We start from the raw sequence: 25,145 nt of genomic DNA, 5'->3' as shown, positions 1-25,145 counted from the left end.
GCGTGTGAGCTGTTGAGCAGCTCGACGGTGTTACCGCCCTTGGCCACCAGGCCCGAGATGGCCTGACCCATGTTGCCGGTGCCGATGATGCTGATGTGCGCCATGATGCCCTCCGCAATTGGTTGTAGTGACAACTATGGACCATGCAGAAGCTTGTAGCAACAACAATTGTAGAAGCAACCCTGTGGTGAGGGTCTCACTCAGGCTCCGCGCAGGATTGCCCAGAAGTCGCAGTTGTGCTGCTGGCTCGCTGAGGTGGAAACCCCAGGGCCGTCAGGCTGCAGGACCAGAGTCCCGTGCGTGGCGGTGCGGTATGCCGGCCAGGACGGCAGACCGCGGCCGTTCGGATCGCCGGTCTCGGCGGACGTGCCCCAGTGTCGTTTGATTTGCCAGGCGAGCAGGCGAGCAGGCGAGCAGGCGCGAGGTGCGCGGCACCGATGTGGTGCCGAGGCTGAAGTCGAACAGGTGAGCCAGTTCGGCGTAGGGGATGCCGAGGAAGGTATCTGCCGTTCCTCGCCGTGTGCCTTGCAGTCAGCCGGTTGTGGTCCTGGCCGCCGGGGCGTGCCGAGCATGGTCGGCGTTTGCGGGCCGGGCGGCGGAGGCGGGCGCGGTCAATGACGCGGCGAGCGTGAGCGCGAGACTAAGGAGTGTGAGGGGTCGAGGCATCGGCCTTTCCTTCCTGGTGAATTCCATGAAGGAGCAGGACGTGTGGCGGCGGCATGCCGAAGGCCGCCGGCGGCCTTCGGCATGCGGCGTGGTGTTCCTCGGTGCGGGTTGGAGCGGAGTGACGCGTTACGCCGCCGGATCGGTTGGTGAGGCGATGAGCTCGTCGACGTAGGCGTCCGCGGCGGTACGCAGCAGGCCGTGGGCCTCGAGGAAGATCTCGTGGGCGAGACGGCCGTGCCAGCCGTCGGGCAGCAGATCAGACGGCAGATCGGGATCGCGGAACGGGAACAGCCGGTAGTCGTGGATCAATTGGGTTCGCTCGACCAGCGCGGCACGGCCGGTCAGCCGGCCGGCGCGGTAGTCGGCGAGCCGGGGTTGGTAGACCTCGAGCAGGTCGACGTAGTCGCTGTCGAGCTCCTTGAGATCCCAGGCGCGCGAGGCGATGTCGCGATCGGACTCCAGGCCCGCCGAGCGTGACCGGAAAACGTCCAGTTGTACGGCGGGTTCCTTGATGAACTCGTTCTTCACCTGCTCGAGGCGGTCATGTGGGCTCAGCCAGACGGCGGGCGAGAGCGGGCCGAAGCCCCACCAGGACAGTTTCTTGCGTAACTGGCCGCGAAGGGTCCGCTCGGTCTCCGGCACGGTGTAGATGACCATGTGCCACTGGCCGTCCCACGGGCTGCGAACCCGGTCGAAGATGCGCGAACGGCCTTCGTCGAACAGTTCCCAGGCCGCGCCGGTGAGTGCATAGATCGTCTCGCGGCCGTCGCGGCGGCTTTCCAGCCAGCCTTCGTTGCGCAACCGGTTGACGACCACGCGGGTGGTGGCGGAGGGAACGTCGAAGCATTCCATCAGGGAGACGAGCCCGCGCAGGCGCGTCTCGCCGCCCCGGTAGCGCAGGTAGTCCCCGAAGAGGTCGAACACCAGTGAGCGCGGCTTGAGCAAAACGCCTCCTGACAACTCTTGCCGTCACTGTGCCACAGGGCGGCGCCGGTACTTCCCGGCAGCTTACGTGACTCATTGAAAAAACGGCCGACACGCAATTGACACAAGTTACTTGGGTCACGATGCTAGAGCCCAGATCCGCCGTCGCGCTCTCCCACGGCGGTCGACACCTCGACATCCATTCCGGTCAGTCCAGCCCGCCCGGCGTCACGACCTGCTCCCGCTCAGCCGACGCGGACGCGGCCGTCTCCGAAAGGATTCCGTCATGACCAGCATCGACATCCCGCAGATCGGTCATCTGATCGGCGGGGAGACCGTCCTCGGCGACCTGCGCGAGATCCGTGACCCCGGCCATCTCGACGACACCGTGGCGCAGGTCGCCGTCGGCAGCGCCTCCGATGTCGACCGGGCGGTCCGTGCGGCCCACGCCGCCTTCGACGGCTGGCGCCGCACCTCGCCTGCCGAGCGCGCCAAGCTGATCCTCGCGGCTGCCGACGTCGTCGCCGGGGCGGGCGCCGACCTGGCTCCGCTGCTCGTGCGCGAGCACGGCGGCGTGCTGTGGGAGGCCCAGACCGACTTCGGGCTGGGCACCGGCGTGTTGCAGCACACCGCGAGCCTCGTCGAGGACTTCAGCCGTCCGGTGCAGTACGACGACGAGCAGAGCTTCATCAGCGTGGAGCGCGTCCCTCGCGGCGTCGTGGCGGCGATTGTGCCGTGGAACATGCCGGTGGTCCTGACCATGATGAAGCTGGCCCCGGCGCTGGCGACCGGCAATACCCTCGTGCTCAAGCCGTCGCCGTTCGCTCCGGCGGCGCTGACGATCCTTCTCACCCGGATGGCCGACCTGCTGCCGCCCGGCGTGCTCAACGTCGTCCACGGCGAGGGCGACGTCGGCGCGGCGCTCACCAGTCACCCGCTGGTCCGCAAGGTCGGATTCACCGGCGGCATCGCGACCGCCCGCAAGGTGATCGAGTCCACCGCCGGCACGATCAAGAACGTGACCCTCGAGCTGGGCGGCAACGACCCGGCGATCGTCCTCGACGACGTCGACATCGACGCAGCCCTGGACCGGATGCTCAAGGGCGTCTACACCCGAACCGGGCAGATCTGTTTCGCCGTCAAGCGCATCTACGTGCCGCGTGGGCTGTACCAGCGCTTCGCCGACGCCTTCTGCGACCGGGTGAACCAGTACGTGGTCGGCCATGGTCTCGACCCCGAGGTCAGCTTCGGGCCGCTCAACAACGAGGCCCAGTACAAGAAGGTCACCGACCTGATCGACCGGACCCGTAACTCCGCCGCGACCCTGCTCACGCTGGGCAGCAAGCGTGACGCGGACACCTGGGACAACGGCTACTACGTGCTGCCTCACGTCGTGCGCGACGTCGCCCACGAGGCGCCGATCTCCTGTGAGGAGCAGTTCGGGCCGATCGTGCCGCTGATCGCGTACGACAACGAGCAGCAGGCGCTCGACTGGGCCAACGACGGCGAGTACGGCCTCGGCGCGTCGGTGTGGACCACCGACCCGCAGCGCGGGCTCGCGCTGGCCCGGCAGATCGAGGCCGGCAGCACGTTCATCAACACCCACTCCTTCGAATCGCTGGACTTGCGGATGCCGTTCGGCGGCGTCAAGCAGAGCGGCATCGGGCGCGAGTTCGGCACTGCCGGGCTGTCCGAATACGTCGAGGAACACGCCATCCGGCACCTGAAGTAACAGCGGGCAATCCACACGCCCCGGCCACCGTCCGGCCGGGGCGTCACCCCTGCACGCCTGAAGGCCTTCTCTTACCTCCCTTTTATGACTGATTGTTGCGATGAGAGGACCGACCATGACCACAGTGACCGCGGCGGTGGCCCGCGAACTCGGCGCCCCGCTCTCCGTACAGCAACTCGAACTCGACGACCTCCGCGCCAACGAGGCCCGCGTACGCATGGTCGCCGGCGGCATCTGCCACACCGACGCGATCGTCCGCGACGGCATCTATCCGACCCCGCTGCCGGCCGTACTCGGCCACGAAGGCGCCGGCCTGGTCGAAACCGTCGGCGAGTCGGTCACCAGCGTGCGGCCCGGCGACCACGTCGTGCTCTCCGCCGCTTACTGTGCCGCCTGCAACGAGTGCCAGGCCGGGCGGATGGCGTACTGCGAGAACCTGTTCGCTCAGGACTTCGGCGGCAGCCGCACCGACGGCACCACCGCGTTCACCACCGCCGACGGGACCCGGATCTCGTCGCACTTCTTCGGGCAGTCCTCGTTCTCGACGTACTCCAACGTCGTGGAGAGCAGCCTCGTCCGCATCGACCCGTCGGTGCCGCTGGAGGTCATGGCGCCGCTCGGCTGCGGCATGCAGACCGGCGCCGGTTCGGTCCTCAACGAACTGCGCCCACCGGCCGGATCCTCGATCGCCGTCTCGGGTGTCGGCGCCGTGGGCATGGCCGCGGTCATGGCTGCGAGAGTGGCCGGCTGCACCACCATCGTCGCCATCGACCTGCACGACTCGCGCCTCGAACTCGCGAAGGAACTCGGCGCCACCCATGTCGTCAACGCCGCCGCCGGCACCGTCGTCGACGAGCTGATGAGCATCACCGGCGGACAGGGCGTCAACTACGCGCTGGACACCACCGCCATCCCGGGCGTGCTCGCCGGACTCATCGGCGCGCTGTCCATCCGCGGCACCCTGGCGCTGGTCGGCGCCGCGGCCCCGGGCACCACCGCCGAATTCGAGATCGGCGCCTCCCTGGTCAAGGGGTGGACCTTCAAAACCATCATCCAGGGCAGCTCGGTTCCCCAGCAGTTCATCCCGCGCCTGGTCGAGCTCTGGAAACAGGGCCGATTCCCGTTCGACAAGCTCGTGCGCACCTACAAGCTCGACGACATCAACGCCGGCTTCGCCGACTCCGCATCCGGCGCCGTGATCAAGCCGGTCGTCGTCTTTTGAAGTCCCTCATGAGAAAGGAAACCGCAACGATGACGTTGCGTCACATACGTCGCAAGTCACTGGCCGCCGGGGCAGTTCTGTCACTCGCTCTGCTGGCCGCCTGCAGTGGCGGGGGCTCGGACGACACCACCACCAGCGCCGGAGGCGACTGTTCGGCAGCCGCGGAGGGGGAGAAGGTGACCCTGACCTTCTCCTCCTGGGTGCCCGGCATGCAGAAGACCGTGGACCTGTGGAACAAGCAGAACCCGAACATCCAGGTCCAGTACAAGGAGGTCGCCGCCGGAGCACGCGGCACCTACCAGACATACGCCAATCAGATCAAGGCCGGTAACACCGACGACCTCGGCATGGTCGAGTTCGATTCGCTGCCCAGCTTCCGCATGCAGGACGGCCTGGCGAACATCGGCGCCTGCCCCGGTGTGGCGCAAACCGCCGCCCAGTACGTGCCGTGGACGATGAAGCAGGTCGCGTTCGGTGAGCCCGGCGCCGTCTACGGTGTCCCGCAGGACGTTGGACCGCTCGCTCTCTACTACCGCAAGGATTTGTTCGAGAAGAGCGGCATCGCGGTACCCGCCACCTGGGACGAGTTCTACGACGCGGCCAAGCAGGTCAAGGCCAATGGCGGTCTGATCACCAACTTCCCGCCGGACGCCGCCAACTACTTCGCGGCGCTCGCCTGGCAGAACGGCGCCAACTGGTTCAGCAACTCCGGTAGCGCCTGGACGGTCTCGATGACCGACGACAAGACCAAGCAGGTCGCCGACTACTGGCAGCGCATGATCACCGAGAAGCTCGTCGACAGCACCCCGGCGCTGACCGACACCCAGTTCAAGGCGCTCGAGACCGACCGGCAGTGGTCGGTGATCGGCGCTGCCTGGACCGCCAAACTGATCGAGAACGGATCACCGGGCACCGCGGGCAAGTGGGGTGTGGTGCCGTTGCCGCAGTGGCAAGCCGGCCAGCAGGTCTCCGGTAACTGGGGCGGCTCGACCACCGTCGTGTTCAAGAACTCCAAGCACCCGGCCGAGGCGGCCAAGTTCGCCTTCTGGGCCTTCGGCAATCTCGAGGCGCTGGCGCTCAACAACGCCAACGGCGGCCAGTTCCCGGCGACCACCGCGGGCGAGACCGACCTGCCCGCGCTGACGCAGCCGTATCCGTACTTCGGCGACCAGGTGATCTGGAAGACGTTCCAGGAAGCCGCGGCGCAGGTGGACGAGGCGTGGCAATGGGGTCCGACGATGACCCAGACCTTCACCGACCTCGCGGACGGACTCAGCGACGCCATCAACGGCCAGGGCACCGTGCTCGACGCGGTCACCGAGGCACAGCAGAAGACCATCACCACAATGAAATCCCAGGCCATCCAAGTCACCGAGTAGGTGAGTCAGGGCGCAGCAGCCGTCCCGCTCCGCCCTGACTCTTTCTCTTCAGGAGCATCCGTCCGATGGCGAACATGCAGACAATCTCCGCGGCTGTACCGCCGGCCCACCGAACACCACCGCGGCCTCGGCGCGGCAACCAGCACCGAGGCGCTATCGCCATCCTGCTCGGCCCCTTCCTCGTGCTGTTCGCGCTCTTCTATCTCATCCCGATCGGCTACTCGGTCTACCAGTCGCTGTTCACCATCGAACGGGTGGGAACCTTCGGCGCGCCACAGCAGGTGTTCGGCGGGCTCACCCAGTACCAGCAGGTTCTGGCGAACAGCGACTTCTGGGCCAGCATCGGGCGGGTACTGATGTTCTTCTGCGTCTCCGTACCCGTGCAGTTGGGCCTGGCTCTTGTCTTTGCCCTTCTGCTGGATTCGGCGGTCCCGAAGGGACGCCGCTTCTTCCGGCTGGTCTTCTTCGCGCCCTACGCGGTGCCCGGAGCGATCGCCGCCCTGATGTGGGCGTTCCTGTACGTGCCCAGCCTCTCGCCGTTCCCCGCCATCGCCGAGAACGTCAACCTGCTCGGCTCCGGGCTGCTGATGTTCGCCCTCGCCAACATCGTCAACTGGGTCTACACCGGCTACAACATGCTGATCATCTATTCCGCGCTGCAGGCCATCCCGGGCGAGCTCACCGAGGCGGCCCGGATGGACGGCGCCGGTCAGTTCCGCATCGCCTGGTCCATCAAGATCCCCATCGTGGCGCCGGCGCTGATCCTGACCGGGGTGTTCGCCATCATCGGCACCCTGCAGCTGTTCAACGAACCCACCGTTTTCCGGCTCTTCTCCAACGCGGTCAGCAGCGACTACACGCCCAACATGATGGTCTACGCCACCTCCAACGTGCCGAACTACCACCTCGCGGCCGCCTACTCGGTCGTGCTTGCGCTGGCGACCTGCGTGTTGTCCTTCGCTTTCCTCAAGATCACGCAGAAGCGGGCGATGGCATGAGCACGCAGGCTCCGCACCGCACGTCCACCATCGGCGCCACCCTGTTCCTGGCGATCTTCGCTGCCTATTTCCTGGTCCCGATCTGGTGGCTGTTGATGGCCGCCACCAAGACGCGCAGCGACCTGATCAACAGCCCGGGACTGTGGGTGGCCGATTCCGTCCGGCTGTTCGGCAACATCAGCGACCTGCTGGAGCGCGACGGTGGCGTCTACGCCCGATGGATGTTCAACAGCCTTCTGTACGCGGGCGCCGGCGCCGCGTTCGGCACCCTGTTCGCCACGATGGCCGGCTATGCCCTCGCGAAATACGCGTTCACCGGCCGGGACATCACGTTCAACACCGTGCTGGCCGGCGTTCTCGTGCCCGCCACCGCCCTGGCGCTGCCGCTGTTCCTGATGTTCAGCCGGGTCGGTGCGGTCGACACCTACTGGTCGGTGCTGCTGCCGAGCATGGTCAGCCCGTTCGGTGTCTATCTGGCGCGGATCTACGCCGCCGCGTCGGTGCCGGAGGAGATCCTCGAAGCCGCGCGCCTCGACGGGTCCTCCGAGGTGCGCACCTTCTTCACTGTGTCGACACGGTTGATGGCGCCGGCGCTGGTGACGATCTTCCTGTTCCAGTTCGTGGCGGTCTGGAACAACTTCTTCCTGCCGCTGGTGATGTTGCAGGACCAGGACCTGTACCCGGTCACGTTGGGCCTGTACATCTGGAACTCGCAGATCACCCAGGACCCGACCCTGCAGATGCTGGTCATCACCGGCGCCCTGCTGTCGATCCTGCCGCTGATCCTGGCCTTCATCGGTCTGCAGCGGTACTGGCGCAGCGGCCTCGCGGCCGGCGCTGTCAAGTAACGCTCTGGAAACCCGACGGAACATGTGTCACTATCGTGTTGGCCGTCGCCAGAATGAAATACGTGATGTGAGAGGCGTGGTGGAGGGTTGATGCGGATCGCGGTGCTCGGCGGAGGACCAGGTGGCCTGTTCGCGGCCACCCTGGCCAAGGCCTCGGACCCCACCCGGGAGGTGACCGTGTTCGAGCGCAACCGGGCCGACGACACGTTCGGCTTCGGCGTCGTCTTCTCGGACGCGACCCTGGCGGGCATCCATGCCGCCGACCCGGTGCTCCGGGACGCGCTCGGCGACCACGGGGTGCACTGGGACCCGATCGAGGTGCGTCTGTACGGCGAACGATTCCGCTGCGCCGGCAACGGCATGGCGGCTGTCGAACGCCGTACGCTGCTCAAACTGATGCGGCAGCGCGCCGCAGCCGCCGGTGTGACCCTGCGATTCGCCACCGCGATGGCACCGGATGATCTGCTCGCCGCCGGGTGCGACCTCGTGGTCGCCGCCGATGGAGCCAACTCCCAGCTGCGCGATCGGTTTGCTGAGACGTTCGAGCCGTCGGCCGAGACCGCGACGGCCAAGTTCATCTGGCTCGGCACCACCTACCCGTTCGAACAGCTGACATTCGTGCACGAACGAGGTCCGCACGGCGTGTTCGCCGTGCACGGCTATCCCATCGGTGGCGGGGTCTCGACGTTCATCGTGGAGACCGATGAGGAGACCTGGCGGCGCGCCGGTCTCGACGAGTTCGACGTCACCCAGCCTCCTGGTCCCAGCGACGAACGCAGCCGCCGATACCTGGAAGACCTCTTCGCCGGACAGCTCGACGGGCACCGGTTGCTGGTGAACAACTCACGGTGGGGCAACTTCCGCACCCGCAGCGCCGCCCGCTGGCACCACCGGGTCGGGCCAACCGCGATAGCGCTGCTCGGCGACAGCGCCCACACCGCTCACTTCTCCGTCGGATCCGGCACGAAGATGGCGATGGAGGACGCGATCGCCCTGGTCGCAGCGCTCGACACGGTAGGCGATGTGGACGCCGCGCTGGGCGCCTACGAGAGCGTCCGCCAGCCGCAGGTTGCCAAGATCCAAGGCTCGGCGCGGCCGAGTCTCTCCTGGTGGGAGCACTTTGGGCGGACACATGACGCGCTGCCGCCGTGGCAGTTCGCCTACCACTTCTTCACCCGTTTCCTCACCGACGCCAAACTGCGCCGCCGCGACGCCGGCTTCGTCGCCGCCGCACACGACGCCTGGCAGGCGGCACACGGCGCCGAACCGCTGGACAGCCCGATCGAGATCGCCGGCCGTCATCTGCCCACCCGGCTCGTCACGGTCGACGACCAGGCGATCCGGCTACCGGGCGGCGCGCTGCCGCTGAGCGCCGCTCCGGCCACCGATGGTGCATGGGTGCTGGACGTGCCGGCGCCAGCATCCGAGGGTGATCTCACTGCGGTGCTGGAGTCGCTTGCCAAGGGCGTCACGGCTGGCGCCGCGCTGATCTCGGTCCGCGGCGGCACGGCACTGACCCGCCGGTTGATCTGCGAGGAGGCCCGGATGACGCACCACACTCCGGTGCTGACCCTGGGGATCACCGACCGCGACGCGGCCCTCACCGAACTGCTCTCCGGTCGTACCGACCTGATCGGCGTGCGGTCAGGGGAGTCGCTGTGACCGCCGGCGCCGAGGTGATAGCGCCATCAGACTCCCGCCGGTTGGAACCGCTCTTCGCACCCCGCGGTGTCGTGGTGATCGGTGCCTCCCGCGACCGGTCCAAACTCGGCGCCGTGATGAGCCGGTCGCTGTCCCGGTTTCCCGGGCCGGTCGCCGGGGTCAACCCCCGCGACGCCGATCCCGGCCAGGGCCGGTTTGCGAGCGTGGCCGACGCGGCCACTGCGCTGGGTGCGCCGCTCGACCTCGCGGTGCTGTGCGTACCCGCCCCGGCCAGCGCCGGTGCGCTCACTGAGGCAGCGGCCGGCGGAGTGCGGGCCGCGCTGGTCTGCTCCGGCGGATACGCCGAGGCCGGCGGTCCCGGCATCGGATACCAGGCAGACCTGATCGAGGCCGCCCGCAATGCCGGCGTGGTTCTGCTCGGGCCCAACACCTCGGGGTTTCTCGCACCGGCGCTCGGCCTGACCGCGACCTTCGTCCCCGGCGCGGCCTCGGTCCCCGCCGGAACGGTCGCAGTGGTCGCCGCCAGCGGCGGCGTCAACCATGCCCTCGCGTTCCTGCTCGCCGAAGCCGGCCTCGGCGTCTCCCTGGCCGTAGGGCTCGGCAACGCCGTCGACGTCACTGCAGCCGACGTGCTGACCCATCTGGCCGGCGACGACACCACCCGCGCCGTGGCCCTGCACATCGAATCGGTCACCGACGGGCCTGCCCTGACCGCCGCCGTACGAGCCCTGACCGCCCGGGTCCCGGTGGCGGCGCTTGTGTTAGGCCGCAACGACGTCGCCGACTTCGCCCGCTCCCACACGGGAGCACTTTCCACGTCATGGCGAGTCACTCGCGCCGCGCTGCGCCAGGCGGGCGCGGTCCTGGTCGACGACGAACGGCAACTGGTCGACGCGGTCACCGCGTTGTCCCTGGTTCGGCTCCCGGCACGGCGGCACCCTGGCGTCGGCGTCGTCACCGCGCAGGCCGGGCCGGGCCTGCTGCACGTGGACGGGCTACGCGGACACGGTGTGACCGTCCCGCCGCTCGGCGAGGCGACGACCGCCCGGCTCGCGGGGCTGCTGCCACCACTGACCTATCAGGCGAACCCGGTCGACACCGGCCGACCAGGGGAGACGTTTCCTCAGGTCATCGCCGCTGTCACCGCCGACCCGGCGATCGACCTGGTCAGCGTGTACGCACTGGCCGAACCCGACTCGCTGGACCTGCCCGCTGCTCTCGCCGCCTCCGGCTGTACCCGGGTGGTGGTGGCCACCGGTGGCCCGGCGTCGGAGACCGCGGGTCTGCGCGAGGCTCTGCGCCCGCGGGGTGTCGCAGTTCTGGGCAGCCCGGCGGCGCTCACCACCGCGGTTACGGCGCTGGTGCACGACGCCCAGTCCCAGTCCCGGGCACGCGCCACCTCCTCGGGAACTGCCGGCGCCGGCCGGGTGGACGGCGCAGTCTTCGACGAGGATCAGGCCAAGACGCTGCTGACGTCGCTGGGCATCACCACCCCGCAGCGGCGGGTCTACGAGACACGCGCTGAGGCCGAACAGGCGCTCGCCGACCTAGGCGGCCCCCTCGCGATGAAGCTGCTCGACGCCTCAGTCACCCACAAGACCGACATCGACGGCGTGCACCTGGGCATCACCGAGCAGGCCGGGCTGCACCAGGCCCTGGACATCCTGCAGACGGCAGGGGCACGCCGTTTCCTCGCCGAACGGATGGCGTCACCCGGCGTGGACCTGATAGTTGGGGCGGTCCGCGACCCGGTGTTCGGCCCGATGGTCCTGGTCGGGTTCGGCGGCGTCATGGCCGAGGCCTTCGCCGACGTGGCGACCACCCCGGCGCCGACCACCGGCGCCGAGGTCGCCGACCTGCTCGGCGAGCTGTCCGGCCAGCCGCTGCTGAACGGATTCCGTGGTGCACCAGCCGTCGACAGGCAGGCGGTCGGCCGGGTCGCGGCTGTGCTCGGCGACCTGCTCATCGCGAATGACCAGATGGAGTCCATCGAGATCAACCCGTTGCGGTTCACCGCAGAAGGGGTCATTGCCCTCGACGCGGTGGTGACGGCCGGCCACCCGGACACACAGGAAGGCGCACGCAGATGAACGATGGCGTAGTTCCCTGGCCCGACGGTGCGGTGCGGGAGTACGTCGCCCGAGGCTGGTGGCGCGGCGACTCACTCGGCAGCCTGCTCTGGGCGAGCGCGGACGAGCGAGCAGGGCACGTCGCACTGGTCGACGGCGAGACCCGTCTGACGTACGCGCAACTCATCGCCCGCAGCGACGCCCTGGCCACCGCTCTGCGCGACCAGCTCGACCTGCAGCGAGGTGACCGGATCGTCGTGCAGTTACCGAACTGCTGGCAGTTCGTCGTGCTCACCCTCGCCTGCCTGCGCGCCGGGGTGGCGCCGGTGATGGCGCTGCCCGCGCACCGCCGGCACGAACTGCGTTACCTGGCCGGGCACAGCGATGCCCAGGCCATCGCCGTGCCCGGCGTGCTGCGCGGCTTCGACCACCAGACCATGGGCCACGAACTCGCCGCCGAACTGCCGGCGTTGCGGCACGTCCTGGTCACCGGGGACGACATCCAGCCCGGATCCGCCGACCTGACCGCCCTCGCCACAGCGCCCGGGGACGCCTCGGCGCACCGGCGACGATGGGACGCCGACCTGCCGGGTGCGCGGGACGTGGCGGTGTTCCTGCTGTCCGGCGGCACCACCGGCCTGCCCAAACTGATCGCCCGCACCCACGATGACTACGCCTACAACGCCCGCGAGAGCGCCGCCGTCTGCGAACTCGGCGAGGACACCGTCTACCTGGTGACCCTGCCCGCCGGCCACAACTTTCCGCTGGCCTGCCCCGGCATCCTCGGCACCCTGCTGGCCGGCGGCACCGTGGTGATGCTGGGCTCGCCCAGCCCGGAGAAGGCGTTCGCGACCATCGCGGCCGAAGGCGTCACCGCCACCGCGGCGGTGCCGGCGGTCGCCCAGCGCTGGCTGCAGCACGCCGTCGACGTCGGCGCCGTCCAGCTGCGCACCCTCACGCTGCTGCAGGTCGGCGGCGCCCGCCTCGCCGACGAGGTCGCCCGGCAGGTCCGGCCGGTGCTCGGCACCCGCCTGCAACAGGTGTTCGGGATGGCCGAAGGGCTGCTCAACTACACCCGGCTCGACGACCCCGACGACGTCGTCTGCCACACCCAGGGGCGGCCGCTCAGCCCGGGTGACGAGATCCGGCTGGTCGACGAGTACGACAAGGATGTGCCCGACGGGGAGCCCGGATCCCTGCTGACCCGTGGCCCGTACACACCGCGCGGCTACTACCGGGCCGCCGAGCAGAACGCGCGGGCGTTCACCGCCGACGGCTGGTACCGCAGCGGCGACATCGTGCGCCGCCGGCCCGACGGCAACCTGGTCGTCGAAGGCCGGGACAAAGACATGATCAACCGTGGTGGCGAGAAGATCAGCGCCGAGGAGGTGGAGAACCTCGTGTACCGGCTGCCACAGGTACTCCAGGTCGCCGCGGTCGCGATGCCCGACCCTGAACTGGGCGAGCGGATCTGCCTGTTCGCGGTGCTGCACGCCGGCACCGCACTCACCCTGCCCCAACTGCAGTCAGCGATGGCGGCCGAAGGTGTTGCCGCCTACAAGCTGCCCGAGCGTCTCGAAATCGTCGATGAGATCCCCACGACCAAAGTCGGAAAGATCGACAAAGAGGCGTTGCGGGCCGACATCAGCAACCGCCTCGTCCTGAAGGAGGGCACGCCATGACCACCCTGGACACCGGCTTCGACAGCCCACAGCATCAGGCCGCGCTCACCGAGCTGTACGACGACTTCGCCGCGGTGGGCATGACCCCGCTGTGGCGTACCCGGGAAGGTTTGATGCCCTTCTCTCCCGAGCCACGCGCGGTGCCGCACCTGTGGCGCTGGGCCGAGTTGCACCCGCTCGCCGCACGTAGCGCGGACCTGGTGCCGGTCGGCCGCGGCGGTGAACGACGCGCGATCGGCCTCGGCAACCCCGGCCTGCCCGGCGACCCGTACGCGACACCCACCCTGTGGGCGGCCATCCAGTACCTCGCCCCGCGCGAGAACGCACCCGAGCACCGGCACACCCAGTCGGCCTTCCGATTCGTGCTCGAAGGCGACGGTGTCTGGACAGTCGTCGACGGCGACCCGGTGGCGATGCGGCGCGGTGATCTGCTGCTCACCCCCGGCTGGCGATTCCACGGGCACCAGAACGTCTCCGACACGCCGATGGCCTGGCTTGACGGACTCGACATCCCCTTCGTCGCTACCACCGACCAGGGCTTCTTCGAATTCGGTCCGGAGGTGGTGCGGGACAGCAGCACCCCGGAGCGCAGCCGCAACGAACGGCTGTGGGGAAGCGCCGGCGTCACCCCCGAGTCGGCGGCCGCGGCACAGCCGGCGTCGCCGTTGATGGCGTACCGATGGGCGAACACCGACGCCGCGCTGACCGCGCAGCTCGAACTGGAACAGGAGGGCCACCCCGGAGTGCTCGGCCCGGGTCATGCGGCCGTGCGCTTCTCGAATCCGACGACCGGCGGGGACGCGCTGACCACCATGCGGATGGGCATGCACCGGCTTCGGGCCGGCGCGAGGACCCGGCCGGTGCGAACCACCGCGTCCTCGGTGTGGCAGGTCTTCGACGGGACCGGGACCGTCACGCTGAGCGGCACCGACTTCACCCTGGCACACGGCGACGTCTTCGTCGTGCCCTCCTGGACGGAGACCACCCTGCACACCGACACCGGACTGGACCTCTTCACCTTCTCCGACGCACCGATCATCGAGCGGCTGTCGCTGCTGCGTACCGAGACTGGAGCCGCTCGATGAGACTCGCGACGATCCGCACACCGCAAGGCACCCGTGCGGTCCGGGTGGACGCCGGCCGCGCCGTCGAGACCGGCCACCCTGACGTCGGCTCATTGCTCGCCACCACCGGCTGGCGGGAGGTCGCGGCGGCCGCCGACGGCCCGGACCACGATCCGGCCGCGCTCGACCACGCGCCGGTCGTACCTGTCCCCGGAAAGGTCTTCTGCATCGGCCTGAACTACCGCAACCACATCCTGGAGATGGGCCGGGAGCTACCGCAGTACCCGACGGTGTTCACCAAGTTCGCCGACGCGCTGATCGGGGCCAGCGACGACATCGTCGCGCCACCCGAGTCGGCGGCGGTGGACTGGGAGGCGGAGTTGGCCGTCGTGATCGGCGGCATGGTCCGTCGGGCCTCGGAGGCTTCGGCAGCCGCAGCGATCGCCGGATTCGCGGTCCTCAACGACGTGACCATGCGCGACTGGCAGTACCGGACCACGGAATGGACGCAGGGCAAGACGTTCGAGGCGACCACGCCGCTGGGCCCGATGCTCGTGACCCCCGACGAACTGCCCGGCGGGGTTCGACCCGCTCTGCCGCTGTCCTGTTCGGTCGACGGCGAGATCATGCAGAAAGCCGACACCTCGGACCTGGTCTTCGACCCGGTGGCACTGGTCCGGTACCTGTCGACCATCGTGACCCTGCGACCCGGCGACGTGATCGCCACCGGCACTCCGGGCGGAGTCGGGCATGCGCGAAAACCACCGCGGTACCTGGCCGGCGGCTCGACGCTGGTGACCGAGATCGGCGGGATCGGACGGCTGACGAATCAGGTCCGGGGCGAATGAGCGCCCGGACTTGGGCGCAGGCCGGGACGACGCTGTTCCTGGAGCGCCTCGACGTCCTGTCGGACGTGGATCTGAACGGGCCGTCGGGGCTGCCGGGCTGGAGCCGGCGACATCTCGTCGCGCACGTGCACTTCAACGCGCAAGCGCTGCTGCGGCTGGTGTCCTGGGCGGCGGCCGGCACCGAGAAGCGGATGTACGCCTCGCCGCAGCAGCGCGCCGCCGAGATCGACGAGGGAGCCACCTGGGAGCCGGGCCGGCTCAGGGAAGCGGTACGTGACTCCGCCGGACGGCTGGAGAAGGCGCTCGGCGACCTGACCCCCGGGCAACGGCAGGCGCAGGTGGTCACCGCGCAGGGCCGCACGGTGCCGGCCACCGAGATCCCGTGGATGCGTGCCCGCGAAGTGATGATTCACGCGGTCGACCTTGACACCGGGCTGACGTTCGATGATCTACCCGGCGACTTCATCGCGGCTTTGCTGGCCGACGTCGTCTTACGACGAACCGCCACGGGCGAGGGCGCCGGGCTGGCGTCCTGGCTCACCGGCAGGGCGCCGCACCCGCCCGGGCTCGGACCGTGGCTCTGAGCGTTTCAGGTCACCGCGCGTCGCCACCGCGCAGACCGTGTGAGGTTTCGGGCAGCCGCCACAGCACGGGCAGGGTGGCGAGGGCGACCGCGGCGACCATGACGCCGGGCACGAGACGCCAGCCGCTGGTGTCGACCAGCAGCTGCGCGAGGTAGGGCGTCAGCCCGCCGAAAACGGTGGTGGCGACGGTGGCCACCGCCAGTCCGCTGAGCCGGCCGGCGACCGGGAACTGTTCCGGGGATGCGGACGCGCCCACTGCGCTCACCCCACCGGCCAGCAGGGCAAGAACGACAGCTCCTGCCAGCGCCGGGGTGTGGCCGCCACCGTTCATGATCGCGAACATCGCGACCGGCAGGGTCACCGACAGAAAGGCGAACACCAGGATGGTGGGCCGGCGTCCGAACCGGTCGGCGAGCCAACCGGCCAGGGGTGTGACGGCGATGACGGCGGCGGAGGCGACGGTGGCGAGCCAGAGGGCGTCATCCTCGGCGAAGCCGCCCACAGCGACAAGGTAGGTAGGCACATAGGTGATGCCGACGTAATAGGTGATCGAACCCAGCGCCGAGATCGCAAACGTGCGATACAAGGCTGCCCGCTGGAAACGCAGGACCTGGCGCAGTGGCCGCGACGTCGTGGCGGACGCCTGCTGCACCCCGGCGAAGGCCGGCGACTCCCGCATCACGGTGCGCGCGATCAGGGTTCCAGCGGCGAGAACGGCACCGACCAGGAACGGTATGCGCCAGCCCCAGGATTCCAGCGCCGGACCGCGGACCAGCGCGGTGGTCACCGCCGTCACGGCCACCGCGAGCAGCGCCCCGATCTCACTGGCTGCCGCGGCCAGCGACGCCACCAGGCCGCGGCGGCGCGGCACAGCGCCCTCGACCAGGTAAGTCATCACGCCGGTGTACTCACCGCCGACCGAGAAACCCATGACGCAGCGCAGCAGCAACAGGAGCAGGCCCGCGGCAGGGCCGATCTGCTCTCGGATCGGCAGCAGCGCCGTGGCCAGCATGGCGATGCTCATCATCGTCATCGAGGCGAGCAGGACCTGACGCCGCCCATACCGGTCGCCGAGGTGGCCGAAGACCAGCGCGCCGAGAGGACGCATGACGTAGGCGATGGCGAAGACCGCCAGGGTGGTCAGCAGGGAGCCGGCACCGCTGCCGAAGAACACCCGCGACAGCACGGTGGTCATGAACAGGTAGAGCGTGAAGTCGTACCACTCGACCACCGTAGAGAACGCCGCCACAGCCAGCGAAGATCGCGGCAGGATGTGCAGGGTGGTACCGGAGGTTGTCAGAGTCATCGCTTGCTCGCAGAGGTGAGGGGAGGCCGCCACAAGAGGGCTCGTGCAGGACGCTAACATCGAATCGATGTGAACATCGAAACGATGTCACTGTGAGGATGAAGACATGCTCGAATTAGCGATCCTCGGCTTCCTGGCCGAGAGCCCCCTGCCCGGCCACGAACTACGCCGCCGGGTCTCCCGGCTGACCGGCTTCACCCGGCCGGTCAGTGATGGCACCCTCTACCCGGCCCTCAATCGCCTCGCCAAAGCCGGCCTGCTGCAACGGCGCCCCGACCCCGGGGCGGGCGGCGGGCGCTATCTGCTCAGCCTCACCGATGCCGGACGCGCCGACATGCTCGACCGGCTGCGCCGGCCCGCCGATCACGAGATCACCGACATGTCGCGGTTCCTGGTCGTCCTCGCCTTCCTCTCCGAGCTGCCCGACGTGGCCGAACAGCACGCGGTGCTGCGGCGGCGCCTGGCGTTCCTGGACCAGCCGGCGAGCTTCTTCTTCGACGGCGACCGCCCGGTGCGCGCCGCCGACATCACCGACCCGTACCGGCGGGGCATGCTGCTCACCGCCGGCGCCACCAGCCGAGCCGAACGCGCCTGGCTGCGCGAGGTCCTCGGCGACACCGACTGAGAAGAATCTGGAGCACTCATGCTTGCTGCCTGGTACGACCAGCAGGGACCGGCCACCGTGATGAACGTCGGCGACCTTCCTGATCCGCATCCCGGTCCCGGCGAGGTCCGGGTCCGGTTGACCCTCTCCGGCGTCAACCCCGGCGACACCAAGAAGCGACGAGGCTGGCTCGGCTCGACCATGCCGTTCCCGCGAGTCATCCCGCACAGCGACGGCGCCGGCGTCATCGACGCCGTCGGCGACGGTGCCGACACCGGCCGGATCGGCCGGAGGGTGTGGGTGTACAACGCCCAGTCCTACCGGCCGTTCGGCACCGCCGCCCAGTACACCGTCGTGGCCGAACAGTGTGCCGTCGACCTGCCTGACCACGTCAGCGACGAGTTCGGCGCCAGTCTCGGCATCCCCGGCATCACCGCGCACCGGGCCGTATTCGGTGATGGACCCGTCATCGGGCAGACCGTCCTGGTGCACGGCGTGCTCGGCGGTGTCGGGGCAATGGCAGCCCAGCTGGCGCGCTGGGGCGGCGCGACCGTGATCGGCACTGTCCGCGGCAGCGCCGACCTGGCGCAGGTGTCCATCCCGGCCGTCGCGCTGGACCGGCCCGACGCGGCGGCTGCGATCCGTGACCACGCGCCCGATGGCGTCGATCGCATCATCGAAGTGGCATTCTCCGAGAACGTGGACCTCGACGCCGCCGTCGCCAAGAGCCAGGCTGTCATCGCCGCCTACGCCACCGGCCGGGACCGCCCGGATTTTCCGTTCTGGCCGATGCTGTTCGACAACATCACCATCCGGCTGCTCGGCAGCGACGACTTCCCCGCCGAGGCGAAACAGCAGGCCGCGGCCGATCTGACCGCGGCCGCCGCAGCCGGGGCTCTGTCCATCGCCATCGGTACGCCCATACCCCTCGACCGCATCGCCGAGGCCCACGACCGCGTCGACGCCGGGACCCGTGATCGGGTTCTGCTGTCGTTACCGCAGTAACTGGGGGCGGTTGTAGGCCCGGCGATGCAATACGACCGGCTCCACGTCCGCCGTCTCGGCGGCGGCGTGCACCCGTAACAGCACGATCTCGTGGTCGCCGGCATCGTGTGAGGCGGCGATCTCACACTCCAGCCACAACGCCGCACCGGCCAGCAGAACCGCGCCCTCCTCGGTGACGTGCCGCTCGACGTGGCGGAACCGATCGGTGCTGTCGCGCGACGCGAGAGCATCGATGACTGCCGCCTGACTGGTACCGAGTACCGAGACGCCGATGCGGGACGCCGCGCGCAACCCCGGCCAGGTGCGGGAGGTGGCCTGCACCGCGACCGCGCACATCGGGGGGTCGAAGCTCACCCCGACGCTGAACGACGAGGCCACCAGCAGCGCCGGTCCGGAGGCTGTCTCGGCGGCCAGCGCCACCACGCCGGTCGGCACCGATGCGAAGATGTCGCGCACCGCCGTGCCCCGCAGGGGCATCATCACGCGGCTCCGCCTGTGTTGCGGCGGGCGCCGCCGGTATGGGTGGCGGGCAGCCGGTCCCCGTGCTCCGGGAACAGCCGGGCCCGTAGCGTGCCCGGGGTGGGGGACTCCTGCTCCAGCAGGCCGCGCCGGGTGAGTTCCGGAACCAGCAGATCGATCAGGTCGTCGTAGGTGCCCGGTGTCAGGTGCGGCTGCACCAGGAAACCGTCGGCGCCGGTCTGCTCCAGGAACTGCTCGACCTGGTCGGCGATGGTGATGGGATCGCCGACGAAGACCGTGCCGTTGATACCGTTGTCGCGGTACTCGACCAGGATCTCGCGGACCGTGTTGCGGATGCCGGTCTCCGGGTCGGTGAATCGGTCCACGCTGGTCTGGCCCTGTTCGGTGTGCAGCCGCGGCATGGGCGCGTCCAGCGCAAGCCGGGTCAGGTCGATGCCGGTCACCCAGGCGTAGGTGGTCGCCGCATGCTCCAGGGTGGCCATCTCCAGCATCCGGGCTCGCTTCTGCTGGGCCTGCTCGGCCGTGGTCCCCACCACGAAATGAGCGCCGACCACGAACTTGACGCTGTCACGGGGCCGGCCGGCCTGGTCGACCCGGTTGCGGATGTCAGCGATCTGTGCCGCGATCACCGGCGTGTCACCGCCGCCGAGGAACACCAGCTCGGCATAGCCGGCGGCGAACGATCGGCCGGCCTTGGAGGTGCCGGCCTGAACGAGCAGCGGACTGCGCTGCGGCGACGGAGGCAGGGCGAAGATTCCCCGGCTGCTCAGGAACTTGCCGGAGTGCTCGACGAGGTGGACCTTCTCCGGGTCGGCGAAGACCCCGGTCTCCCGGTCCAGCCGCAGCGCGTCGTCGTCCCACGAACGTTCCCACAGGTTCAGGCAGATCTCGACGTGGTCCGCGGCCTGGGCGTACCGGTCGTCGTGAGGGATCAGCGCTTCACCGAAGAGTTCCGCGGACGACGCCTGGGCGGCGCCGGTGACGATGTTCCAGCCGATCCGCCCGCCGGACAGGTGATCGAGCGTGGCGTAGCGCCGGGCGACAGCGGCGGGCCGTTCGACGGTCGTCGACGAGGTCACGACGACACCGAGGCGTGTGGTGGCCGCGGCGACGCACGAGGCAAGCACGATGGGATCACCCATCGGGACGTACATGCCCGCGCTCAGGGCGTGCGGCAGGACCTCGCCGTCGATCAGGGGATATCCGTACGAGTCGGCGAAGAACAGGAAGTCGAAGCCGCCCTCCTCCAGCCGGCGGGCCAGCCGCGTCCAGTAGTCGACGCCCAGGTATCCCAGCGAGGTGTTGCCAGGTTCCGCCCAGCTCGACCCGATGGTGCCGTTCGGGTTCATGGTCTGGAAGGCGCCCAGGATCATGCGGGTCACAGTTTCACTCCTCGGTCAGGACAGCGGGGGTTGTCGAGTAGGGCGCGGGTTTCGGTACGCCAGGCCGCCAGCAGTGCCGGGCGCAGACTGGGTTCGATCCAGGCCGCCTCCAGTGACGCCGTCGTGATATCGGCGAGCGTGGCGGGGTCCCAGTCGTAGGTGGTGGCGGCCAGCAGATGTTCCTGGGCCGAGTCGGTGAAGAACATCGCGGCGTCGTCGGTGTTGAGCGTGACGCGCACGCCGGCCCTGCGGACTTCGTCGAGCGGGTAGGCGGCCGCGGCGGGGAATCGGCCGGGCAGCATCATCAGACAGCTGGTCATCGCCATGGTCACCGGTGTGCCGGCTTCGGCGAACCGGCGCTGCAGCTCGGGCCGGCCCTGCAACTCCCAGGCGTGGTCGACGCGGTCGAGACCGAGGTCCAGCGCCTCCGGGACGTCGCGTGGCTTGTTCGCGTGTCCGGTGGTCCGGAACCCGTGGTGGCGCGCCTCGTCGTAGACACCCGCGAACGCCGCCAGCCGGTGTGCGGGGAAGCCGTCGTTGCCGATACCGAGGACCGGGGCGCCGTGCTCGCGAGCGATGGCCGCAGTGTGGACGGTGTCCAGACCGGCGGAGGGATCGTGGGCGCGGTCGGCGGCCACGATGATCCCTCCGGAGAGTCCGAGCCTGCGGCGCACGGACTCGAACGCCGCACCGATGGCGGCGAGCGCCGCGGTGAGACCGTTCGGGAAGGACCCGAACTCGGAGGCGTTCACCGACAGCTCGACGTGTCGGCATCCGGTGTCGGCCGCGCCGTCCAGCACGTGCTCGACGACCTCGCGCAGGACGCCGGCGTCGCGCAGATGCGCCGCCACGTCGCGGTGTGCGGCGAAGAACGACTCGACACCGCCGTAGTCCAGGTGGCGCCGGTCGACCGGGTAGCCGAGCCGGGCCAGGACACTGGGGCGCAGCGCCCCGGTCAGGTGCAGGTGCAGTTCGGCTCGGGGCAGCCGGCGACACAGCAGGATCCGGTGCAGCGCGGCGTCGACCGGCCCGCTCTCCTCGGTACGCCAGTCGTCAGCGGTGCTGATCGTGCTCATGCTGCCAGTCCTTCCCGGGTGCTCGCGGTCAGCTCGTCGAGCAGCAGCCGCTCGTTGTGCCGGAATTCCGCCGTCTCCAGGAACGACAGGTCCCGTGGCCGTGGCGCCTGCTGTTCGAGGACGTGCCGCACGGTGGCCGGCCGGTTCGACAGCACGTAGACCCGGTCGGAGAGCAGCAGCGCCTCCGGCACGTCGTGGGTGATCAGCACGACCGAGAGCCCGTCGCGGGCGCACAACTGTGACAACCACAGCTGCAATTCGGTACGGGTCAGGTAGTCCAGTGCGCCGAACGGCTCGTCGAGCAGCAGTACCGGCCGGTTCTGTACCACCGTGCGCAGCAGGGCGACCCGCTGGCGCATGCCGCCGGAGAGTTCGAACGGCAGGGCCGTGGCTCGTCCCTCGAGCCGGAACGTCGGCAGCAGTTCGGCGATGCGGCGCCGGGCGTCGCGGCGGCGCATCCCGCTGAGCTCGAGTCCGATCCCGGCGTTGTCCTGCACGCTCAGCCACGGCAGCAGCAGGTCCTTCTGCGGCATGTACGCCGAGAACGGCTGGCCGGCGCGTCGCTCGCCGTGGAAGGTGACCGCGCCGGCGGTGGGGCTGGTCTGTTCGGCGAGCAGGTGGAACAGCGTCGATTTGCCGGCGCCGCTGGGGCCCACCACGGAGATGAACTCGCCGGCGGCCAGTTCGAGGCTGATGTCGGCGATGACCGGGGTGATCCGGCCGTCCGGTGCGGTGAACGACTTCGCGACGTGATCGACGGTGAGCAGGGGTTTCATCGGCGGGCCGCCTTCCGGCGTCGTTCCCAGGGCATGGTGAGGGCTTCCAGCAGGTATGTCGTGGCGAACAGTGCGAGGCCGATCACGATGGTGACGAGGACCGCGGCGAAGACCAGGTCGGTGCGGAACAGGTTCTTCTGTAGTTGCATGTAGATGCCCAGGCCGGTCTTGGCGCCGACGTACTCGGAGAAGATGGCCGAGACCACGACGAAACTCGCGACGATCCGCAGCCCGGTGAAGAAGAAGGGCAGGGCGGAGAAGACTCGCAGCCGGAGGAAGACCTGCCAGCCGGAGGCGCCCATCGAACGCAGCAGGGTCGCCGCCTCGTCATCGGCGGACAGCAGCCCCTGCAGCGTCGCCAGGGTCAGCGGCAGCATGCTGACCACCGCGACCAACAGGATCTTCGGTTCCGGGCCGAACCCGAACCAGATGATGAACAGCGGGGCGAGCACGATCACCGGCACCGACTGGGCACCGATGAGCAGCGGTAGCATGGTCTGACGCAGTGGGCGCAGGAAGCTGAGCGCCCCGGCCAGCACCACGGCGAGTCCGACCGAGAGCAGCAGGCCGAGCAGGGTGATCTGCAGCGTGGCGCCGGTCGCTTCGGCGATTGCGGTGCGGTCGGCCCAGCCCGCGGAGATCACCTGGCTCGGCGGCGGCAGGACGGTGACGTCGAGGCCGGTCCATGCCGGGACGCTCTGCCAGACAGCGGTCAGGGCGGCGAGTGCAGCCAGTGGCGCGAGGTGCGCCCATTGTGGCCGGCGCCACGACGGAGGGGAGTCGCCGCTCATGAGGCCGGCTCTCGCAGCCAGGCTTCGATGCCGTCCACGGCTCGCCGGTGAAGAGTCTGCGGGAGCGCGGAGAAGGTGATGGAGGTCCGGGCGCAGGCGGCGAGCTGCTCGTCGGACAGCCCGATCCGTTCGCGTGACAGCTGGTACTCGCCGAGAATCGAGGAGGAGAACAGGCTGGGGTCGTCCGCGTTGATCGAGCACGGGACACCCGCGTCGAGCAGGGCGAGCAGCGGATGCGGCCGGTCACCGGGGACGACACCGAGCAGCTCGTTGGAGGTGGGACAGACGTCGAGGCAGACCTGTTCCCGGGCGAGGCGGCCGACGACGCCGGCATCCTCGGCGGCGCGGATCCCGTGCTGGATGCGGTCCGGGCGCAGCTCGTCCAGGGCTTCGGTGACGGCCTCGGCGCCGACCAGTTCGCCGGCGTGCGGTGTGACGCGCAGGCCGGCGTCCCGGGCGATCGCGAACGCGCGGGACAGTGGAGCGGCCGGGTTTCCGCGTTCCTCGTTGGCCAGGCCGAGTGAGACCACGCGCCTGCCGGACCATCGGGCGGCGAGCCGGGCGGTCTGTTCGGCGTGCTCGGCGCCGAGGGTTCGGTCGACGGTCACCATGAGGCCGACTTCGACGCCGGTCCGTCCGGTGGCCTCCTCGGCTGCGCCGGCCATGGCGGCGAGCGCGTTCGCCGCGGATCCGTAGGCATCGGCGTAGAAGTGCGGGCTGACGCCTAGTTCCAGGTATACGACACCCTCGGCCGCGGCGTCGGTGGCCGCCTCGTCGATGACCTGGGCGAGCATCCGTGGTGCCGCCAGCAGATCCACCAAGCCGAGGAACGCGCCGGCGAAGCCGCTGAAGTCACCGGTGTACCGCACCGGAGGGATCGGCACACCGTGGCGCTGCGCCAGGCGTTGCGCCGTCTGCGGGGGCAGAGCTGCTTCGAGGTGGATGTGCAGGTGCGCCTTCGGTAGCCGGGCGAGGTCGCGACCGGCGCTCACTTCTGAGCCAGGAACTCGTTGGTGAACAGGCCGGTCGTGTCGAAGTTGTCCAGTTTGGTGCCGCCCGGTCCGCTGAGGATGCCGTTCGTGGCGAGCCAGTCGGCGTTGGCCTGCCAGACGGCGGGGTCCTGGGTGCCGAACGTGCCGTCCGGGCTGGGGAACAGCCGCTCGGTCTGGATCTTGCTGACGTATTCGACCTGGGCGGGGTCTAGCTTGTCCGGGAAGAAGTCCAGGACGGACTTGTTCGCGGCGGCGGGGTCAGCGATCGCGGCGTCGTACCCGTCGCGTAGCGCTCCCATGAATCGCTGCACGGTGTCGCGGTGCTCGCTGAGGTACGTCTTGCTGGTGATGACGTTGCTGGCGTAGCCGTCGGGCACACCGAACTTCGTGGAGTCGAAGGTGTCCACCGGCGTGCCCTTCTTCTCCAGGTCGAACAGGTTTCCGGGGAAGGAGAGCACGGTGTCGACGCGTTCGGAGGCGAGCGCCTCGAAGGCCGCCACACTCAGTGTCACGTTTTGGGCGTCGCCCTTGCCGCCGGCCGCGGCGATCATGTCGTTGACGACGGCTATCTCCATGGGGGAGCCGAAGCCGCCGTAGGTCTTGCCGGCGAGCTGGGCCGGTGAGGTGTAGCCGTCCGACTTGCGGGTGGTCAGGACGTAGGGCGTGTGCTGGAAGATGGCGGCCGTCGACACCAGCGGCATCCCGGCGGCCTGGGCCAGCAGGGTGGTGCGCAGGTCGGTGGCGATGCCGATATCGGCCTGTCCCGTCGCCACCAGTGACTCCGAGGGGGTGCTGCCCCACGGGACCACCTCGACCTCGAGGCCGGCCTTCTCGAAGAGGCCGTTCTGCTGGGCGTAGGTGAATCCACTGAGCGAGGGATCGGGAAGGTAACTGAGTGCGAAGGTGACTTGCTCGAGCCCGGGCTTTTCGGCGGTGGTTCCGGACCCGCACGCGGCGGTGAGGGCGGTGAGGAGTGTCAGGGCGCCGGCGGCCCACCCGCGACGCTTTGCTGAATTGTGCTTTTGATCGGCCACCAATACAGAAAACGCAGGATC

General features: G+C 69.3%; 22 protein-coding genes. 13 read left to right on the top strand and 9 right to left on the bottom strand.

The genetic code is table 11. The features are described from left to right. Positions 1-792: 792 nt before the first annotated feature. Entirely contained in the window at positions 793-1,611 is an 819-nt protein-coding gene (locus tag QSK32_RS34690; protein WP_285474268.1) for a PaaX family transcriptional regulator, read from the bottom strand. 265 nt (positions 1,612-1,876) lie between these two features. On the opposite strand from QSK32_RS34690, the gene QSK32_RS34685 reads away from it, so the two are divergent. The 11 genes from QSK32_RS34685 (at position 1,877) to QSK32_RS34635 (ending at position 15,678) form a co-directional block, all read left to right on the top strand. Further along, the gene (locus QSK32_RS34685) at positions 1,877-3,322 is read left to right on the top strand and encodes an aldehyde dehydrogenase family protein (protein WP_285474267.1); all 1,446 of its coding nucleotides are present in this window, start codon (positions 1,877-1,879) and stop codon (positions 3,320-3,322) included. Positions 3,323-3,437: 115 nt separating this feature from the next. Then, positions 3,438-4,544, top strand: coding sequence for an NAD(P)-dependent alcohol dehydrogenase (locus QSK32_RS34680; RefSeq protein WP_285474266.1), 1,107 nt, complete (start codon positions 3,438-3,440; stop codon positions 4,542-4,544). A 29-nt stretch (positions 4,545-4,573) separates the two neighbouring features. Beyond that, positions 4,574-5,923, top strand: a complete 1,350-nt coding sequence (locus QSK32_RS34675) for an ABC transporter substrate-binding protein (RefSeq protein WP_285474265.1) — start codon at positions 4,574-4,576, stop codon at positions 5,921-5,923. A 74-nt stretch (positions 5,924-5,997) separates the two neighbouring features. Then, positions 5,998-6,921 carry a carbohydrate ABC transporter permease gene (locus tag QSK32_RS34670; RefSeq protein WP_285474264.1) on the top strand — a complete coding sequence of 308 codons (924 nt, stop codon included), beginning with the start codon at positions 5,998-6,000 and terminating at the stop codon, positions 6,919-6,921. Beyond that, a complete protein-coding gene (locus tag QSK32_RS34665) occupies positions 6,918-7,769 on the top strand; it encodes a carbohydrate ABC transporter permease (protein ID WP_285474263.1) in 852 nt (283 codons plus the stop codon). The genes QSK32_RS34670 and QSK32_RS34665 overlap by 4 nt, the downstream gene beginning before the upstream one ends. A 90-nt stretch (positions 7,770-7,859) precedes the next feature. Next, positions 7,860-9,431, top strand: coding sequence for an FAD-dependent monooxygenase (locus QSK32_RS34660; RefSeq protein WP_285474262.1), 1,572 nt, complete (start codon positions 7,860-7,862; stop codon positions 9,429-9,431). A 41-nt stretch (positions 9,432-9,472) separates the two neighbouring features. Continuing rightward, entirely contained in the window at positions 9,473-11,521 is a 2,049-nt protein-coding gene (locus QSK32_RS34655; protein ID WP_285474261.1) for an acetate--CoA ligase family protein, read from the top strand. Then, positions 11,518-13,182 (top strand): (2,3-dihydroxybenzoyl)adenylate synthase, encoded by a 1,665-nt coding sequence (locus QSK32_RS34650; protein WP_285474260.1) that lies wholly within the window; start codon positions 11,518-11,520, stop codon positions 13,180-13,182. The genes QSK32_RS34655 and QSK32_RS34650 overlap by 4 nt, the downstream gene beginning before the upstream one ends. Then, a complete protein-coding gene (locus QSK32_RS34645) occupies positions 13,179-14,267 on the top strand; it encodes a cupin domain-containing protein (RefSeq protein WP_285474259.1) in 1,089 nt (362 codons plus the stop codon). The genes QSK32_RS34650 and QSK32_RS34645 overlap by 4 nt, the downstream gene beginning before the upstream one ends. Beyond that, positions 14,264-15,094 carry a fumarylacetoacetate hydrolase family protein gene (locus QSK32_RS34640; RefSeq protein WP_285474258.1) on the top strand — a complete coding sequence of 277 codons (831 nt, stop codon included), beginning with the start codon at positions 14,264-14,266 and terminating at the stop codon, positions 15,092-15,094. Before QSK32_RS34645 ends, QSK32_RS34640 begins: the two co-directional genes overlap by 4 nt. Beyond that, complete coding sequence (locus QSK32_RS34635) at positions 15,091-15,678, top strand: maleylpyruvate isomerase family mycothiol-dependent enzyme (RefSeq protein WP_285474257.1); 588 nt, start codon at positions 15,091-15,093, stop codon at positions 15,676-15,678. The genes QSK32_RS34640 and QSK32_RS34635 overlap by 4 nt, the downstream gene beginning before the upstream one ends. Before the next feature lie 10 nt (positions 15,679-15,688). Here the strand turns inward: QSK32_RS34635 and QSK32_RS34630 are convergent, their stop codons facing one another. Continuing rightward, complete coding sequence (locus QSK32_RS34630) at positions 15,689-16,984, bottom strand: MFS transporter (protein ID WP_285474256.1); 1,296 nt, start codon at positions 16,982-16,984, stop codon at positions 15,689-15,691. A 106-nt stretch (positions 16,985-17,090) separates the two neighbouring features. Between QSK32_RS34630 and QSK32_RS34625 the strand changes: the two genes are divergently transcribed. Both QSK32_RS34625 and QSK32_RS34620 read left to right on the top strand, forming a co-directional pair. Next, on the top strand, positions 17,091-17,609 hold the full coding sequence (locus QSK32_RS34625; RefSeq protein WP_285474255.1) for a PadR family transcriptional regulator: 519 nt from the start codon (positions 17,091-17,093) through the stop codon (positions 17,607-17,609). Positions 17,610-17,627: 18 nt separating this feature from the next. Next, the gene (locus QSK32_RS34620) at positions 17,628-18,593 is read left to right on the top strand and encodes an NADPH:quinone reductase (protein WP_285474254.1); all 966 of its coding nucleotides are present in this window, start codon (positions 17,628-17,630) and stop codon (positions 18,591-18,593) included. Here QSK32_RS34620 and QSK32_RS34615 read toward each other — a convergent pair. The 7 genes from QSK32_RS34615 to QSK32_RS34585 are packed head-to-tail and all read right to left on the bottom strand — an operon-like array spanning position 18,582 to position 25,124. Beyond that, positions 18,582-19,073, bottom strand: coding sequence for a flavin reductase family protein (locus tag QSK32_RS34615; protein ID WP_285474253.1), 492 nt, complete (start codon positions 19,071-19,073; stop codon positions 18,582-18,584). The two genes, QSK32_RS34620 and QSK32_RS34615, sit on opposite strands and share 12 nt — an antisense overlap. Continuing rightward, positions 19,073-20,446 carry an NtaA/DmoA family FMN-dependent monooxygenase gene (locus tag QSK32_RS34610; protein WP_285474272.1) on the bottom strand — a complete coding sequence of 458 codons (1,374 nt, stop codon included), beginning with the start codon at positions 20,444-20,446 and terminating at the stop codon, positions 19,073-19,075. Before QSK32_RS34610 ends, QSK32_RS34615 begins: the two co-directional genes overlap by 1 nt. Positions 20,447-20,451: 5 nt before the next feature. After that, positions 20,452-21,531, bottom strand: coding sequence for an adenosine deaminase family protein (locus QSK32_RS34605; protein WP_285474252.1), 1,080 nt, complete (start codon positions 21,529-21,531; stop codon positions 20,452-20,454). Continuing rightward, positions 21,528-22,307: an ABC transporter ATP-binding protein gene (locus QSK32_RS34600; protein ID WP_285474251.1), complete on the bottom strand. Its 780-nt coding sequence runs from the start codon at positions 22,305-22,307 to the stop codon at positions 21,528-21,530. Before QSK32_RS34600 ends, QSK32_RS34605 begins: the two co-directional genes overlap by 4 nt. Further along, positions 22,304-23,098 (bottom strand): ABC transporter permease, encoded by a 795-nt coding sequence (locus QSK32_RS34595; protein WP_285474250.1) that lies wholly within the window; start codon positions 23,096-23,098, stop codon positions 22,304-22,306. The genes QSK32_RS34600 and QSK32_RS34595 overlap by 4 nt, the downstream gene beginning before the upstream one ends. Further along, positions 23,095-24,090, bottom strand: coding sequence for an adenosine deaminase (gene add / locus QSK32_RS34590; protein WP_285474249.1), 996 nt, complete (start codon positions 24,088-24,090; stop codon positions 23,095-23,097). The genes QSK32_RS34595 and add overlap by 4 nt, the downstream gene beginning before the upstream one ends. Further along, positions 24,087-25,124 carry an ABC transporter substrate-binding protein gene (locus tag QSK32_RS34585; RefSeq protein ID WP_285474248.1) on the bottom strand — a complete coding sequence of 346 codons (1,038 nt, stop codon included), beginning with the start codon at positions 25,122-25,124 and terminating at the stop codon, positions 24,087-24,089. The genes add and QSK32_RS34585 overlap by 4 nt, the downstream gene beginning before the upstream one ends. Positions 25,125-25,145: the final 21 nt, after the last annotated feature.

Origin of the sequence: Actinoplanes sp. NBRC 101535 (assembly GCF_030269225.1) — a bacterium.
Classification (GTDB): domain Bacteria; phylum Actinomycetota; class Actinomycetes; order Mycobacteriales; family Micromonosporaceae; genus Actinoplanes; species Actinoplanes rectilineatus.
Note: the sequence above shows the minus strand (reverse complement) of the source record. Positions and strands in the feature narration are given on the sequence as shown.